The sequence below is a fragment of the Saccharicrinis sp. GN24d3 genome, assembly GCF_052400645.1.
Taxonomy (GTDB): Bacteria; Bacteroidota; Bacteroidia; order Bacteroidales; family Marinilabiliaceae; genus Saccharicrinis.
The window spans coordinates 122,119-138,309 of sequence record NZ_JBQTGI010000004.1; the positions used below are offsets into that span (position 1 = coordinate 122,119).

Genomic DNA, 16,191 nt, shown 5'->3' on the forward strand with positions numbered 1-16,191 from the left:
TATAAATACCAAAATATGGCTAAGAAGAATAAAAACAGTAGAGAGGGCATCGTATTTTCAACCAATAACGATTTTGAATACGATTATCATGAAGAACAAAATGAAGAAACACTTCCGCCCCAGCAGCAGAACCTAAGGGTAATGCTGGATAAGAAACAACGCAAGGGAAAAGCCGTAACGCTAATTACTGGATTTGTTGGAGATGATGCCGATTTAAAAGATTTGGGCAAGGAGCTTAAATCAAAGTGTGGTGTTGGTGGAACGGTAAAAGATGGCGAAATACTTATCCAGGGCGACTTTAGGGACAAGGTGATGGACTTATTGATTAAAGCGGGTTATAAAGCCAAGAAAGCCGGAGGGTGAATCAGTCGTCAGTCTTCTGTCAATAGTTTTTTAAAACTTATCGCCGAGTAACCAATATCTTTCGGATTATAATCTCATCAAAACATAAATCATTTCATAAAAATGATCGTAAGGTAAAATCTGGTTTAAAAACAAAACCCCCATTAATAGGGATTGGACGTAAGTGTGGAAACAACCATTTTTGTACCGTACAATAAAAATGAAACGGATACATCAAATATTGTCGACGGGATTTTTGGCCTTGGTGCTGTTCCTAAACATTGGGCTGACGCTCAATTTAGGAAACGGACTGCACGCCCACTTCCTTGGCAATAACCAAATCCTTATTCATTTTCATCATTCACAGGGAGGAGAACATTCACACAGCAGTTCAGATTGCGGGAGCTCCACCAACTATGTATTTTCAACCACACTTACGTATTTAAATAACTTCGAGGGAATAACACTCAAGTCCCTATGCAGGATTATAGACAGAAAAACATCTGTTCTTTCAAAGGGCAGTTATCAGGCTAAGTTTTACAACCATTCTCCCTGGCGCGGCCCACCAATGGCATAAAATGCTTCTGTTTGTCCCTAACCGATAACTTCTTTCAATTCTATTTAGGGACATTTTACCATTCTTTTTAATCTTCGGATAGATCGACATATAAGGTGTACCACTTTAAAATCAAGGTGGCATCCCTCAGGGTATGTCTGTTTATCTGTTCATTTGCATATATATTCTCAACAAGCCATGCTAAAAGTAAAATACACAATAACACTTGCCCTTTTCCTAATCAGCTTAAATCTATTTGCCAGCGACAAAACACCTCCTTTACAAGGAGAAATCACTGCCTCCGGAGAGCCTGTTCCATTTGCAACGGTTCAGTTAAAATCAAGTACCATAGGATCAGCCTCGAATCTTGATGGCAGATTCTTCTTTGAAGAGTTACCCGAAGGAGAACATACATTGGTTATTAAATCAGTTGGACATAAAACAAAAGAGGTAACTATTCATTTTTCCGAAGCGATCCCACTAAATATTGACATTAATCTTGAGGAGGATGTATTAGGGTTGGAACAGGTAGTAGTTACTGCGGACAAAACCCAAAAGAAAAGAATAGATGCTTCGATGATCGTAAATACCATGACACCAAAGCAACTTGCCCAAGTACAGGCCGTTACCTTAAGCGAAGGGCTTAATTACACGACTGGTCTAAGGATGGAGAACAACTGCCAGAATTGCGGAGCCAATCAAGTGCGCATGAATGGAATGGAGGGTTCATACTCGCAAATACTCGTTAATGGTCGCCCCATTTTTAGCGGATTGGCCAGTGTTTACGGATTAGAGATGATCCCTGCCAATATGATTCAACAAATTGAGGTGGTGAAAGGTGGAGGTTCAGCACTCTATGGAAGTAACGCCATTGCGGGAACCATCAACCTCATCACCAAAGAGGCTGTCAGCAACTCCTATGAAGCGAGTATCAACAGCGGAATAATTGGTATTGACGAAAACCCAAGCCATGATTTAAATATCAATCTGAATGCTTCACTCGTTTCCAAAAGTAAAAATACAGGGGCCAACATTTATGCTACCCATAGAAATAGAGAGGCTTACGATGCCAACGACGACACATTCACCGAGCTAGCGGAAATTAATAACTATACCATCGGAACCAGCATCTATCAACGATTTGGTTACAGAAACAAGATTACGCTGGATTATTTCCACATTGAAGAGGACCGTCGCGGCGGAGATATGCTGGATGTACCTGAACATTTGGCCAACATAGCCGAATCTGTCGAACACAACATCAATACCGGGGGCATTAATTTCACACGCTTTGTTGGTGAGAACAGCGGACAACTGTCCGTTTATGGATCTGCTCAGCATGTGGATAGATGGACTTATTACGGGGCTCGTTCTTATGAGGATGGTTACATTTTTACACGTCCAATGGACGATCCCGACCAACTTCTGGATGGAACACCTGACTTAAGCGCATATGGGGAGACGGAAGACTTTTCATACTCCTACGGGGCTCAATTTAAAGGAGGCGTAGGCAGACACAGTTATATTACAGGTATTGAAAACGTAGGAAGCAACTTAAAAGATAAAAAATTGGCTTATACCGATCATGATGGTACTTTTTATAATGAAGTAACAATTTCGGATCAAAACGTAAATACCTGGGGAGCCTTTGGTCAATATGATTATGAAATGTTGAAAGTGACTTTATCGGCAGGTGTAAGGGTTGACCACTACAATATAAAGAACAACGAGGAAGACGGTCATGCAGACTTATCTAACACTGTTGTCAGCCCTCGTTTGAACCTTTTGTATAAACCAACCGGGCATTTGCAGTTAAGGGGGAGCTATTCCAACGGATACAGAGCACCACAGATATTTGATGAAGATTTACATATTGAAATTGCAGGAAACAGAAAGGTTGTTCATGAGAACGGAGATAACCTAAAACAGGAAACCAGCAATAGTTTAATGGCTTCTTTAGACTACCAAACTCAAATAGGGTCGGCAGAATTTGAATTTATGGCAGAAGGGTTCTATACGCATTTGACAGACGCCTTTGCCAATGAGCAAAGCGAACCGGACGAGCAAGGGGTGGTTACTTATACAAGGGTTAACGGTGGAGATGCAGTAGTTAAAGGAATTAATTTAGAAGCCAGATATTATCCCTCCACCAAATGGAATATCGATCTGGGCTATACCATTCAGACCAGCGAATACGACGAAGCCCAGGAATCGGGTGTCGGTAACTTTACCAAAAAATTTCTGAGAACACCAAACCAGTATGGTTACTTTACGTTTAATGCAGATCCGTTTAACAACTTTACGCTTTCTCTAAACGGCACTTATTGCGGCTCGATGAAACTTGAGTATTTTGGGCCCGATGCTGCTTATGTTGAAGACAACAATGGGGATGTAATTCTTCAGGGAGAATTTAGGGATTCCAAAGACTTCTTTGACGTGGGTATCAAAGGAGAATATATTATTAAGGCTGCCAAAGGATTTGATATTAGCCTGAATGCCGGCTTAAGGAATATCTTTAACTCTTACCAGGATGACTTTGATTCTGGAATAAATAGAGACCCCGGCTATATTTACGGCCCTGGTTTACCTAGGAGCATTTACGTTGGAGTAAAAATAGGAAACTTATTGTAGTAAACAATTTTCGTAATCCGAGCATAAATTAGGGCTTCGTGTTACATGGAGCCCTTTATTTGTGCTAAAATCCAACAGGTATCCTAATAAAAAAAGGGAATAACATTCTGTGTTACTCCCTTCTGTTTATTTTGCAGAATACCTTTTTAATTTGTCTTTTTCACATATTGTGTAAGTATAACAATTTGCTGACCATTCACCCTGCCTTCAATATGTTCCGGGTTATCGTGCACCAAACCAATACCTCTTACTGCAGTTCCCCTTTTGGCAGTAAAACCACCTCCTTTAACATTCAAATCCTTGATTAGCACAACAGTATCACCTGCCTGCAATTGAACGCCATTACTATCGATATGTTTAACGGCATCCTCATCCTCTTCTCCATCACCCGCTGCCTGTGCCCAAGCTAATGTTTCTTCATCCAGATAAAGCATATCCAATAAATCCTGCGGCCAGCCTTCAGCCCGCAGTCGACTAAGCATTCTCCAAGCCATCACCTGTACAGCTGGAACGGTACTCCACATGCTATCGTTCAGGCAACGCCAATGGTTGACATCAACTTTATCCGGTTCTTCTATTTGCTCTTTACATGTAGCACAAATATAGATATTTTCGTTTGCAGGAGATGATGGTACCTCATAAACCGATAAGTCGTCCGAAGCACCACACAACTCACAAACTGAACCACTTCGTGCTATTAATTCTTTTTCTACACTCATTTTCTTTTTGTCTTAACAATATTGAGAGGCAAAGATATATAAATAAGTCAGCGGTCAATAGCCAATGCTCATGGACCAATGACTATTTTCTGACGTTTTTTTTACGTTTTTTCTTTTCCACAGCATAGCCAAATTTACCGATTCGTTTACCCACCTCATAATAGTTACCGTGCGAATAACATAATAGTTTTGCTTTAAACAACGAAAACGCCCCACTTCGCTCGTCGATAAATTTTTCATCTGCTTTAACATTGACCACCTCAGCCATAAACATATCGTGCGTACCTAATTCCACCACCTGAGTTACCTTGCACTCGATATTAACAGGCGATTCTTCAATAATAGGGGCGCTCACCACACTGGCTTTTCCTGGGGTAAGGTGCATTTCCTTAAACTTATCATACTGCCTGCCCGATCTCACCCCGCACCAATCCGTGGCATAAGATAAATCTTTGGTGGTAAGATTAATGACAAACTCGCCCGTTTCCTTTAAAATAGGATAGGAATGTCGCCCTTTACGAACTGAGATGTAACACATGGGCGGATCGGAACAAATTGTCCCGGTCCAGGCTATGGTGATGATATTATAGTTTTCGGGCGAATTACCAACAGTTACCATCACGGCAGGCAAAGGGTAAACCATGTTCCCCGGTTTCCAATCTACTTTCGACATATTTTACAGTATTTCAAGATGTTCCTCAGTGGTAATCTTTTCGCAATAATGACATTTTAATGCCAAAACATTGGAGTTTACCAACGAAAAATTAGTGGTGATATTTTCGTTATTGGTAATGCATTTGGGGTTAAAACACTTCGCAATACCCACAATTTCCTTTGGGACGGTAACAAATTTCTTTTCTACCACCTCGTATTCCTTGATAATATTTAAACGAGCATCGGGTGCTACCAAGGCAATACGGTTCAGGTCTTCGTTCGCGAAAAATTTATCGGCTACTTTAATAATTGCTTTTTTTCCGTAACGGTGACTGCCCAGGTTAGTCCCAAAGGTAATAAGATTCTTGCATTGGTCGAGCCCTAAAATACTGATTACCTTAAACAAACAATCCGCTGGAATATGATCGATCACAGTACCTTCTCTGATGGCACTAACACTTAATTCTTTCTTTTTACTCATTACTTAATAGATGATTAGATGACCTTCCTTACCTGGTTCGGAACAGGCAGCCCCGCCGGATTGCAGGAAGATACTTGATAATTACTAAATCTACGCTAATCCCAGAATGGAACACATAATAGCCATCCGGGCATAAACACCATTTTCGGCCTGTTCAAAATAATATGCCTTTGGATTGCTATCCACATCGGTATCTATTTCGTTTACCCTCGGCAGCGGATGCAGGATACGCAAATTGTCCTTTGTGTTATCCAGCATCGCATTCTTTAATATATAAACGTTTTTCACTTTTTCGTACTCTATTGGATCAACGAATCGTTCCTGCTGAACCCGCGTCATATACAATATGTCAGCCCTGGAAACAATATCGGTAAACTCGTCGTGTTCATAGTACTTAATACCTTTTGAATCCAACCAGAATTTATATTCGTCGGGCATTCTAAGTTCTTCGGGAGAGATAAAATTAAACACCGGATTAAAGTGGCTCATGGCTTGCAATAGGGAATGAACCGTTCGTCCATACTTTAGGTCGCCCACCATAAAAATATTCAGGTTTTCAAGCGTACCTTGCGTTTTCTGAATAGAATACAGGTCGAGCAAGGTTTGGGTAGGATGCTGATTGGCGCCGTCTCCCGCATTTACGATGGGAACCCTCGATTGTTCCGATGCATAGCGCGCACTCCCCTCAAGTGGGTGGCGCATCACAATCAGGTCGGCATAATTGCTCACCATTTTTATGGTATCCTTTAGGGTCTCCCCCTTGGTTGTAGATGACGAGGACGCATCCGTAAAACCTACTACCCTTCCTCCCAAACGGTTGATGGCAGTCTCAAAACTCAGGCGGGTACGCGTTGAAGGCTCAAAAAACAAACTGGCCACCACTTTGTGCTTCAACAAATCTTGGTTTGGATTGGCTTCAAATTTCGCAGCCAACTCTACAATTTTCAGGATCTCCTCTTTGGTAAAATCGTTAATGGATACTAAACTTCTATTCTTCATGCATCTGTACTATTTAATGAGATTACAAAGTTGCGATTGCACATGGAAACGGGATATTCCCAACGTCGGAATCTCCAATTACTTTTAGATATTTCATTATTTATTTTCTGACAAAACAAAAACGACAGGAAATTTCTAAACTCGTTGACGAAAAAGCAAAAAAAAGACCGACCATAAAATGTCAGCCCATTAAATATCAGGAATAAGAAAAAAGAAAAACCTCTTGTGTAATCATCTAGTTTTAAAGATGAAGTGCAGGTTCGATGACAGTTTTTGGATATTATTATTTCATTACTCATTCCAAAGCTTAAAGATAATATAAAAATTACAATACCTTAAACTTTTTTATGGGCAAGATTTAATTATCAACCTTGAAAAATTAAGTGTAACAAATCGGTATTGTTTGTTTGCTTAAATACTAACTTTGCCATTTATTTTAAACCGTTTGCCAATTGAAACGTTCCCATTCATCATCCTTGATATGGATGCACCTGATTGTATTAATTTATGGATTTACTGCCATATTGGGCAAACTGATTGAAATGCCGGCTATACAAATGGTTTGGTACAGGATGTTGATTGCCGCAGCAGGACTGTTTGCATATTTATTATATAAAAAAGAACAGATTTTAATTCCGGGCAGCCAGGCGATAAAACTAGTTGGCATCGGATTGGTGGTTGCGGCTCACTGGATCGCCTTTTTTCATGCCATTAAAATATCAAATATCTCAGTAACTTTAGGAGTTACGTCCTCCGGGGCCATGTTTGCCAGTATACTGGAACCCATGTTCTTTAAAAAGAAAATTGATTGGCTGGAATTTCTAATTGGTATATTTATCGTTCTGGGAATCTATTTGATTTTTAGCTATGAGGTAAATTACAAAATGGGAATCACAGTGGCACTGATAGCCACTGTATTGGCTACCATATTTACGATTCTCAATAAAAAGTACACCACCCGATTTCATCCCACACTCATTAGTTTTTACGAGATGGTTGGGGGGGTTATGGGAATATCCGTTTATCTGTTGGTCGTTAATGGTTTTTCGGCATCATTTTTTTCACCTAGTCTTTCAGATAGTTCCTATTTATTAATTTTAGGCTTAATATGTACTGCCTTTGCCTTTGCGGTTAGTGTGGATGTTATGAAAGAACTTTCAGCCTATACGGTGATTCTATCCCTTAATATGGAACCCGTCTATGGCATTATTTTGGCCTTTTTTATCTTCGGCCAATCGGAACATATGACAGGCGGTTTTTATGCAGGTACAATAATCATACTAGCTTCGGTGTTTTTGTTTCCGGTTATAAAGCGCAGAAGGGAGAAATTAACTAAGAAAAACCAACATATAGGGAAGCGTTTTTAGATTACCCAAAGTTACCCCCATCCCCACACCATTGGTGCGGTACTTCCCCCAAGCCTAAGGGCTTAAGGGAAGAGCCATAAGAATATGAAAATTTATCTGCTATACACCGCATTTCTGACTTTTAAAATTCTCTGAAGGCCATCTTTTATAGTTGTTTTTGGAGAGCCAATATTCATACGTTGAAAACCGGCTCCTTCGGCACCAAATGAAACGCCGTCGTTCATGGCTACTTTACCAATCTCAATCATGGCATTACGTAGTTTAGACGGAGATAAGCCCCACTTCCTAAAATCGAACCATAACAGATAAGTTGCTTCAGGAACCACAAACCCTACTTCCGGCATATTCTGCTGAATAAAATCACGCACCATTAAAGCATTTTCCTCTAAGTACTTTTTTAGTGCTTCCAGCCACTCTGCGCCATCGTTGTATGCTGCTTCCAGGGCAATACCACCAAAAAGGTTACCCATATGCTGTTGCATTGCCCAAAGCCTTTTATGAAAACGATCTTTTAATTTCTTGTCCGAGATAACAGCATAAGCAGTTGATAATCCTGCTACATTGAAAGTTTTACTGGGCGCCATGCAAGTTATTATGCGATTGCCAAGCCCGGGAAACAGGTCGGCCATCACCAGATGCTTGTTGCCAAACAAACATAGATCGCTGTGAATTTCGTCGGAAACGATTAACACATCATGTTTGATGCAAATATCTGCAATGCGTTTTAGTTCATCGCGTTTCCAAGCTCTGCCAACAGGATTGTGTGGGTTGGAGAAAACAAAGATTTTTGTTTTGGGATCACTGGCCTGTTCCTCCAGGGCCTCAAAATCCATGGTATAGTAACCCGCTGTTTCAATAAGACTGTTTTTAACCAGCTCTCTTCCATTTTCGCTTACAATAGAATAAAATGGAGGATATACCGGTGTCTGGATGATTACCTTATCCCCAGGCTCACTAAACTCATAAATAGCCACCATAATGGAAGGTAATACACCGGGGGAAAATTCAATCCATTCTGCTTCAATATTCCATTGATGTTGATTCCTTAACCAACTGCATATAGCTCCCGTAAATTTTTTGTCGCGTACCGTATAACCATAAATCTCATGCGAGGCCCTGTCCTGCATAGCTTTTACAACCGCCGGAGGAGCTTTAAAATCCATATCGGCAACCCACAAAGGCAATACATCGTTGGCCCCAAAAAACATCTCTCTCAGCTCTAGTTTAAAGGCATCTGTTCCTTTACGAGGAACTATTTCATTAAAATTGTATTCCATATTTCGTATTCAGTTATCAGTTTGAACAAAGGGACATTCCGGCACAAAAAAAAGTTTACACTTTGGCGGGAAACCAGTGTTCCGCAATCAGTATATATGTAAAATGGTGTTCGGTCTCTTAAACATCAATATTTTGATTTATTTTCGAGGTTACTCATCCTATAACCCAAATTAAAGATTAGTGTTTTCGGATTTACAAAAAAAACAAATAGATCCGACATTCAAACCATTTTATGATCATTAGTCATACTTATAAGATAGGCATAAAACAAAAACATCCGATACAAATGTATCGGATGTTTTAAGTTAAGGTATATGAACCTTATAATTTTTTAACTACTCAAGAGTTACATCAATCGTTTTTGTTGCAGTTTTTCCAACAGCATCCGTACAGGTTATTGTTAAGGTATAAGAACCAGTCCAAATATCTGACGCAGGAATACCGCCAAAAAGTCCTTTATTCACTTCTCCAGTTTTACCTGATAATGCAACCGTTTCTGCTTCAGGCTCCCATGGCTCATCTTCAACTCCTGTTGCGGCTTTCAAAGATGCAGCTGAAGGTGGTTTATTGTCTTCTAAAATAAACTCCACTTCTTTTAAATCCAAATCATCGGTAAACGTTCCTGTAAATTGGAAAGTGCCACCTAAAGGATAAGTTTGACCAGTAGCTGTTGGTGTAGTAACCGTTATAACTGGATTTGCCGAATCTGTTGGTTCTGGTTCTGGTTCATCGCCACCTCCGTCTCCTCCACATGCCGATAGCATGAGTGCAGTTGCGATAGCGAAGCAAGAAATCATTTTTGGGAAATAGATTTTCATTTTCAACTTGTTTTTGTTAGTAAGAATTAATTGACAAATATAATATTTATAAATTTGTTTCCAACATGAACGCATCAGGCTTGTTTATATTGTGTAAAAACACGTTCAATTCCTTCCGTAAGGTCGATGCTTGCCTTCCAACCCAGATGGATCAACTTGTCCACATTCAATAATTTCTGGTAGGTACCATCCGGCTTGTCACTGTCCCAAAGCAATTGACCTTCAAAGCCAACAATCCCTTTAATCAGCTCCGCTAGTTCCTTGATAGACTGATCCTCACCGACACCTATATTAATATGGGTGTTACGTATTTCTTTGTTATTGGGTTGCCTTAAATCCTCGAAATCTACTTTTTCCATTACGTAGACACAAGCATCCGCCATATCATCGGAATGTAAAAACTCGCGCCGTGGATTACCTGTACCCCAAAGATTTACCGATACATCACTCTCCGATTTTACCACGCCATATTTTTCCAGAACAGCCAATTTATCAGCCTTTGCGTGTGTACCGGAAATTCCTTCAATAGGCTTTTTATCCAGGTCTGTGTTTATGCTTACCCAATTATTTTCCATCAAAGATTTGCCCAAATACATCTTACGAATTAATGCGGGCAACACATGTGATTTTTCCAGATCGTAGTTATCGTTGGGTCCGTACAAATTGGTCGGCATCACCGAAATAAAATTGGTGCCATATTGCAGGTTGTACGATTCACACATTTTGATGCCAGCTATTTTAGCAATCGCATAGGGCTCGTTGGTGTATTCCAGTATATCCGTCAACAAGTAGTCTTCTTTCATGGGCTGAGGACAAGCCTTTGGATAAATACATGAACTCCCTAAAAACAACAGCTTCTTCACGCCCGATTTATAAGCATGATGAATAACGTTGTTTTGTATCTGTATGTTTTCGTATATAAAGTCGGCCCTGTACGTATTATTGGCTACAATACCTCCCACTTTGGCAGCAGCCAGAAACACATAATCCGGCTTTTCTTCAGCAAAAAAAGCCTCGACAGCTTTTGCGTCCAACAGATCCAGTTCGCTGCGTGTTTTTACAATTATATTGCCAAAGCCCTTTTTCTGAAGTGAGCGAACTATAGCCGAACCAACAAGTCCTCCGTGGCCGGCAACATACACTTTTGAATTTATTTCCATATCTTTTATATAAGACTATATGTTTGAAGATTAAAAGAGGTGAGGGGTGAGAGGTGAGGAAAATTCTAATCGGATAATCATTACTTGCAAAATTTGCCAGAATTATTAATCATTGAAATCAACATTTTTCTTACTTCTTCGTACTTGTCCATTAAATCTACAAATACATTTTCTTCAATATATTTGCAATCTAATGAATATTGCAACCAAGTTTCTGTCTCATACTCCTCACCTAAACAGTCTGTTAATTTATTAACAAATACCTTTTCATACCTCCTTCTGGCCCGAGCCTCTGAAAGATTGGCACAAATTAAACGAGATGATCGCCTAATTTGATCAACTAAAGAATACTTTTCTTCTTTTGGAAAACTTTTCGTCAAAAGGAATATTTCCACTGAAGATTTATAAGCTTTTTGCTATACGATTAAATCTCTAAAACTATTTATCTGTGCCATAACTTAATCATTTATCTCATCTCTCCATTCTCATATCTCATCTCTAGTTTTCACTCGAAATAATTCATGGTCTTATAACCTCCATCCTTCAGGTACTTGTCCTTCTTCATCAGTTTAATGTCGCTTTGCATCATATCGTCAACCAACATTTTTAGGTCATACTTAGGTTTCCAGCCTAATTTATCATGGGCTTTTTTAGGATCACCAATTAACAAATCTACTTCTGTTGGTCGGAAATATCGAGGGTCAACCTCTACCACACAAGTTCCATCTTGCAAATTATATTCAGTGTTCGCACAAGATACCACATATCCTTTTTCATCCACTCCTTCACCTCTGAACTCCACAGTTACTCCAATGTTTTTAAATGCCATACGAACAAATTCACGAACCTCGGTTGTAATGCCGGTGGCTACCACAAAATCTTCCGCCGCATCCTGTTGTAACATTAGATACATCGCTTCCACATAATCTTTTGCGTGTCCCCAGTCACGTTTGGCCGACAAGTTTCCTAAAAACAGTTTATCCTGCAACCCTAAACCGATTCGAGCAACCGCTCTTGTAATTTTACGTGTTACAAACGTCTCCCCTCTTATGGGCGATTCGTGGTTAAATAATATCCCGTTACAGGCGTATATATCATAGGCTTCTCTATAGTTTACCGTAATCCAATATCCATACATTTTGGCAACGGCGTATGGCGAACGAGGATAAAAAGGTGTTGTCTCAGACTGAGGAACCTCCTGTACCAGACCATATAACTCGCTGGTAGATGCCTGATAGAATTTAGTCTTTTTAGTTAAACCCAACAGTCTAATGGCCTCAAGGATACGAAGCGTACCTATACCATCTGCATTTGCTGTATACTCGGGCGTGTCAAAACTTACGGCAACATGCGACATAGCCGCCAGGTTGTAAATCTCATCCGGTTGGGTTTCCTGGATAATTCGTATTAAGTTGGTCGAATCTGTCAGATCCCCGTAGTGAAGAAAAAAGTTTTTATTGTCCACATGAGGATCCTGATATAAATGATCAATCCTGTCTGTATTAAAGAGTGAAGAACGGCGTTTAATACCATGTACAATATATCCTTTTTTCAATAAAAATTCAGACAGATAAGCTCCATCTTGTCCGGTAACTCCGGTAATTAAAGCAACTTTCGCCATATTGTTTCTGATTATAATGGTTTTAATTTTATTATTTACTTAGATAGATTATTCCAATACCAATCAATGGCCTTTTTTAATCCTTCTTTAACACTATATCCAGGAGAGTATCCCAAGAGTTTTCCGGCTTTTTCGATAGAAGCCAGAGAATGAGGCACATCACCTGGCCTTTCAGGTCCATATTTGATTTTCACATCTTTAATCGCCACATCATATGGCGAAAGATATTCCTTTAGATATTCGATCAGCTCGTTTAAAGAAGTTCTTTCACCAAAGGCCACGTTGTAAACTGTGTTTACAGCCTTACTATTGTTAACAGTGGCGGCAAGTTGATTTGCCTGAACCACATTATCGATAAAAGTGAAATCCCGGGAAAACGAACCGTCACCATTTATCGTCGGCGATTCGTGATTAATCAATGATTTCACAAATTTGGGTATGACCGCGGCATATGCTCCATCCGGATCCTGGCGCTTACCGAAAACATTAAAATAGCGTAGACCTACCAACTCCAAATCGTACAGTTTGGCAAATACATCCGCATACAACTCGTTCACAAACTTGGTAACCGCATATGGCGACAAGGGACGACCGATAACATCTTCCACTTTTGGCAACGATTCACTATCGCCATAGGTTGAGGAACTGGCTGCATACACAACCCGCCTGATTCCTGCATCCCTGGCGGCAAGAATTACGTTCACAAAGCCTGAAATATTAACATCGTTGGATGTCTTCGGATCGTTGATTGATCTGGGAACCGAGCCTAAGGCCGCCTGATGAAGGACAACATCACACCCCGCGACCGCTGTATCACAGTCTTCCCGATTTCGGATATCACCTTCGACCAGCTTAAAGGAAGAATCTATAAGAAAAGGTTCAATGTTTGCCCGTTTGCCTGTTGCAAAATTATCCAGACAAACTACATTATTGTTTTGTTTTAGCAACCTTTCTATAAGGTTAGAGCCGATAAAACCGGCTCCACCTGTAACTAAAACATTTTTATTCTCCAGATTAGAATTCATAGAATATTGCGTAGGTATAATAACGAGCCCCAAAATAGGAATCTTTCGCCACCTTCGCTAACAATTTATGACCAACACACCATTATTTGGCGTAATTAATCGCTCTTGTTTCACGAATCACTGTGATCTTCACCTGTCCAGGATAAGTCATCTCTGTTTGTATCTTTTTCGCAATTTCATAGGATAGTGTTTCGGCATCTTTGTCGCTAACTTTTTCGCTACCTACAATAACTCGCAATTCCCTACCTGCCTGAATAGCATAGGTTTTTAAAACACCCGGATAATTCAGCGCCAAAGTCTCCAGGTCTTTCAGTCTTTTGATGTAAGAATCTACAACCTCGCGACGGGCTCCCGGACGTGCACCAGAAATAGCATCACAAACTTGTACTATTGGCGCCATCATGGTGGTCATTTCAATTTCATCGTGGTGGGCACCTATGGCATTGCAAATATCTGGCTTCTCTTTATATTTTTCCGCCAACTTCATCCCCAGGATGGCGTGTGGCAATTCTGGCTCCTCATCGGATACCTTACCAATATCGTGCAACAGACCGGCTCGTTTCGCTTTTTTAGGATTCAACCCAAGTTCGCTGGCCATCACCGCACATAAATTGGCCGTTTCGCGAGAGTGTTGTAGCAAGTTCTGCCCGTAGGAAGAACGGTATTTCATTTTACCTACCAGCTTGATCAATTCAGGGTGTAATCCGTGAATACCCAAGTCGATAGTGGTTCGTTTTCCTGTTTCAATGATCTCTTCCTCAACTTGTTTTCGCACTTTGTTCACGATTTCCTCGATGCGCGCGGGGTGAATTCGACCATCCGTTACCAATTGATGCAAAGCCAAACGGGCAATCTCGCGTCGCATTGGATCGAAAGCGCTTAACACAATGGCTTCCGGCGTATCATCCACAATAATTTCAACACCCGTAGCGGCTTCCAGTGCACGAATATTTCGCCCTTCGCGTCCAATAATCCTACCTTTAATCTCGTCCGAGTCGATATGGAAAATGGTTACCGAGTTTTCGATGGCATTCTCCGTTGCAACACGTTGAATGGTTTGTAATACAATTCTTTTTGACTCTTTGTTTGCGTTAATCTTTGCCTCATCCATAATGTCGTTGATGTACGACATAGCCTCGGTTTTAGCTTCCGCTTTTAATGACTCAATCAACTGACTTTTGGCCTCATCTGCTGTCAATCCGGAAATGGCTTCCAATTGTTCCACATGTTGTTTTTGCTGACGGTCCAAAGCTTCCGATTTCTTTTCCACAATTTCCAGTTGGCTTTCCAGATTCTCGCGGATAACATCCGTTTCCTTTCGTTTTCGTGCTAATTCCTCCTGTTTTTGGGTGAAGACGGATTCCCGTTGTTTAAGTTTGTTTTCTGCCGATAAAATTTTGTTGTTTCTGGTGTTTATCTCTTTTTCGTGATCGCTTTTAAGTTGTAAAAACTTTTCTTTGGCTTGTAATATCTTATCTTTTTTAATTACCTCGGCTTTAGTTTCGGCCTCCCGTAATATTTTGTGGCTTTGTGATTTTAATATCTTGCCATATACTAGCCATGTGCCCAGGGCTCCCACCAACAGGGCAACAATTCCAATCTCTATCTCCATTTCAATTGTTATTAAATAAAACAAAACCGCAATCGCCATCACATTTAAGGTAACCCTTACCTAAATGTAAAAACAATGCGGATATTATTGATATATATAGTCTATTTTACTCTCTTTCAAGAATATCACCCAGAAACTGATCCAGCTCTCTGGCCTTTTCAACTATAGGTGACACATCTCTTTTCTCTTCCAACTCAAGCAGTTTATTTACAAACTGTAATGCAGCCATTCCTAAAAAATCCTGGGGATCTTTATCTGAATAGTGTTGTTTATATTGTAATACTTTATCGTTGATCATTTTAGCTGCTTTCCTGATACGCTCTTCCTCCGCACGATCTATCTTCAAAGGATAGAACCTATCGGCTACATTCACACGTATTGAAAGTTTATCATCCACCGGCAACTAATTATCTGTTTAAAAGAGCAATGCATTTATCAATTTCCCGCACCATCTGGTTAATCCTGATTTTAGCAAAGTGAACGTCTCCACCTTTTGCATCAATCGTTTTAGAAAATTTTAATGTATTGTATTTTTCCTTTAAATCGGCCATTTCCCGAACCGATTCTTCCAATTTGGTGGTGAGTTGATCGTTTTGTGCTTTTAAAATCTCGTTCTCCGATTTAGCACTCCTGTAACGTTCAACCAACCGCGATATTTTATGTTGTAAATTGTGTACTATTTCTATATTTTCGCTCGCCATATTTACAAAAATGCCATACAAAGTTAACATTGCAAATAAAAAATAAAAACAAAGGCTTGCTTTCTTTTCATTATCTGTTTAAGTAATTAAAGAGAATAACTAAAAATTAATGTTTTACATCTCAAAAAAAAGTGTATTTCAGGAACCTTTTGTTTTAATTTGCAGTTTAATGTATTAGCTAAACAGATTTGGCATCAAGTTGTTTTGCACAAACTATAAATCATAAA

At 39.9% G+C, this 16,191-nt stretch carries 16 protein-coding genes and 1 pseudogene; 4 read left to right on the forward strand and 13 right to left on the reverse strand.

Features of this window, described 5'->3' with window-relative positions:
* Positions 1-15 precede the first annotated feature (15 nt).
* The 3 genes from ACT29I_RS06755 (at position 16) to ACT29I_RS06765 (ending at position 3,529) form a co-directional block, all read left to right on the forward strand.
* Entirely contained in the window at positions 16-363 is a 348-nt protein-coding gene (locus ACT29I_RS06755) for a translation initiation factor (protein WP_444793024.1), read from the forward strand.
* A gap of 199 nt (positions 364-562) precedes the next feature.
* Positions 563-919 (forward strand): hypothetical protein, encoded by a 357-nt coding sequence (locus ACT29I_RS06760; protein WP_430936454.1) that lies wholly within the window; start codon positions 563-565, stop codon positions 917-919.
* 177 nt (positions 920-1,096) lie between these two features.
* Positions 1,097-3,529: a TonB-dependent receptor gene (locus ACT29I_RS06765; RefSeq protein WP_444793025.1), complete on the forward strand. Its 2,433-nt coding sequence runs from the start codon at positions 1,097-1,099 to the stop codon at positions 3,527-3,529.
* Between the two features lie 146 nt (positions 3,530-3,675).
* On the opposite strand, the gene ACT29I_RS06770 is transcribed toward ACT29I_RS06765, so the two are convergent.
* The 4 genes from ACT29I_RS06770 to pyrB all read right to left on the reverse strand — a co-directional run bounded on the left by ACT29I_RS06770 (position 3,676) and on the right by pyrB (position 6,382).
* Positions 3,676-4,248 (reverse strand): PhnA domain-containing protein, encoded by a 573-nt coding sequence (locus ACT29I_RS06770; RefSeq protein ID WP_430937126.1) that lies wholly within the window; start codon positions 4,246-4,248, stop codon positions 3,676-3,678.
* An 82-nt stretch (positions 4,249-4,330) separates the two neighbouring features.
* Positions 4,331-4,921, reverse strand: coding sequence for a flavin reductase family protein (locus tag ACT29I_RS06775; RefSeq protein WP_444793026.1), 591 nt, complete (start codon positions 4,919-4,921; stop codon positions 4,331-4,333).
* Between the two features lie 3 nt (positions 4,922-4,924).
* On the reverse strand, positions 4,925-5,383 hold the full coding sequence (pyrI, locus tag ACT29I_RS06780; RefSeq protein ID WP_430937130.1) for an aspartate carbamoyltransferase regulatory subunit: 459 nt from the start codon (positions 5,381-5,383) through the stop codon (positions 4,925-4,927).
* A 90-nt stretch (positions 5,384-5,473) separates the two neighbouring features.
* Entirely contained in the window at positions 5,474-6,382 is a 909-nt protein-coding gene (gene pyrB, locus ACT29I_RS06785) for an aspartate carbamoyltransferase (RefSeq protein WP_430937132.1), read from the reverse strand.
* A gap of 452 nt (positions 6,383-6,834) precedes the next feature.
* On the opposite strand from pyrB, the gene ACT29I_RS06790 reads away from it, so the two are divergent.
* Positions 6,835-7,749, forward strand: a complete 915-nt coding sequence (locus tag ACT29I_RS06790) for a DMT family transporter (protein ID WP_444793027.1) — start codon at positions 6,835-6,837, stop codon at positions 7,747-7,749.
* Positions 7,750-7,841: 92 nt separating this feature from the next.
* Here ACT29I_RS06790 and ACT29I_RS06795 read toward each other — a convergent pair whose 3' ends face one another.
* From ACT29I_RS06795 to ACT29I_RS06835, 9 genes and pseudogenes are all read right to left on the reverse strand, one after another.
* Entirely contained in the window at positions 7,842-9,026 is a 1,185-nt protein-coding gene (locus ACT29I_RS06795) for a MalY/PatB family protein (protein WP_444793028.1), read from the reverse strand.
* Positions 9,027-9,362: 336 nt separating this feature from the next.
* Positions 9,363-9,845 (reverse strand): DUF4625 domain-containing protein, encoded by a 483-nt coding sequence (locus ACT29I_RS06800; RefSeq protein WP_444793029.1) that lies wholly within the window; start codon positions 9,843-9,845, stop codon positions 9,363-9,365.
* A 74-nt stretch (positions 9,846-9,919) separates the two neighbouring features.
* Positions 9,920-11,005 carry a GDP-L-fucose synthase family protein gene (locus ACT29I_RS06805; RefSeq protein ID WP_430937140.1) on the reverse strand — a complete coding sequence of 362 codons (1,086 nt, stop codon included), beginning with the start codon at positions 11,003-11,005 and terminating at the stop codon, positions 9,920-9,922.
* 80 nt (positions 11,006-11,085) lie between these two features.
* Positions 11,086-11,409 (reverse strand): annotated as a pseudogene (locus ACT29I_RS06810) (four helix bundle protein); the annotation flags it as partial.
* 101 nt (positions 11,410-11,510) lie between these two features.
* The gene (gene gmd, locus ACT29I_RS06815) at positions 11,511-12,626 is read right to left on the reverse strand and encodes a GDP-mannose 4,6-dehydratase (RefSeq protein WP_444793030.1); all 1,116 of its coding nucleotides are present in this window, start codon (positions 12,624-12,626) and stop codon (positions 11,511-11,513) included.
* A gap of 35 nt (positions 12,627-12,661) precedes the next feature.
* Positions 12,662-13,651 carry an SDR family oxidoreductase gene (locus ACT29I_RS06820; protein ID WP_444793031.1) on the reverse strand — a complete coding sequence of 330 codons (990 nt, stop codon included), beginning with the start codon at positions 13,649-13,651 and terminating at the stop codon, positions 12,662-12,664.
* Positions 13,652-13,733: 82 nt separating this feature from the next.
* On the reverse strand, positions 13,734-15,263 hold the full coding sequence (gene rny, locus ACT29I_RS06825) for a ribonuclease Y (RefSeq protein ID WP_430937146.1): 1,530 nt from the start codon (positions 15,261-15,263) through the stop codon (positions 13,734-13,736).
* A gap of 106 nt (positions 15,264-15,369) precedes the next feature.
* Positions 15,370-15,660, reverse strand: a complete 291-nt coding sequence (locus ACT29I_RS06830; RefSeq protein WP_430937148.1) for a cell division protein ZapA — start codon at positions 15,658-15,660, stop codon at positions 15,370-15,372.
* Positions 15,661-15,670: 10 nt separating this feature from the next.
* Positions 15,671-15,964 (reverse strand): hypothetical protein, encoded by a 294-nt coding sequence (locus tag ACT29I_RS06835; RefSeq protein ID WP_430937150.1) that lies wholly within the window; start codon positions 15,962-15,964, stop codon positions 15,671-15,673.
* Positions 15,965-16,191 lie beyond the last annotated feature (227 nt).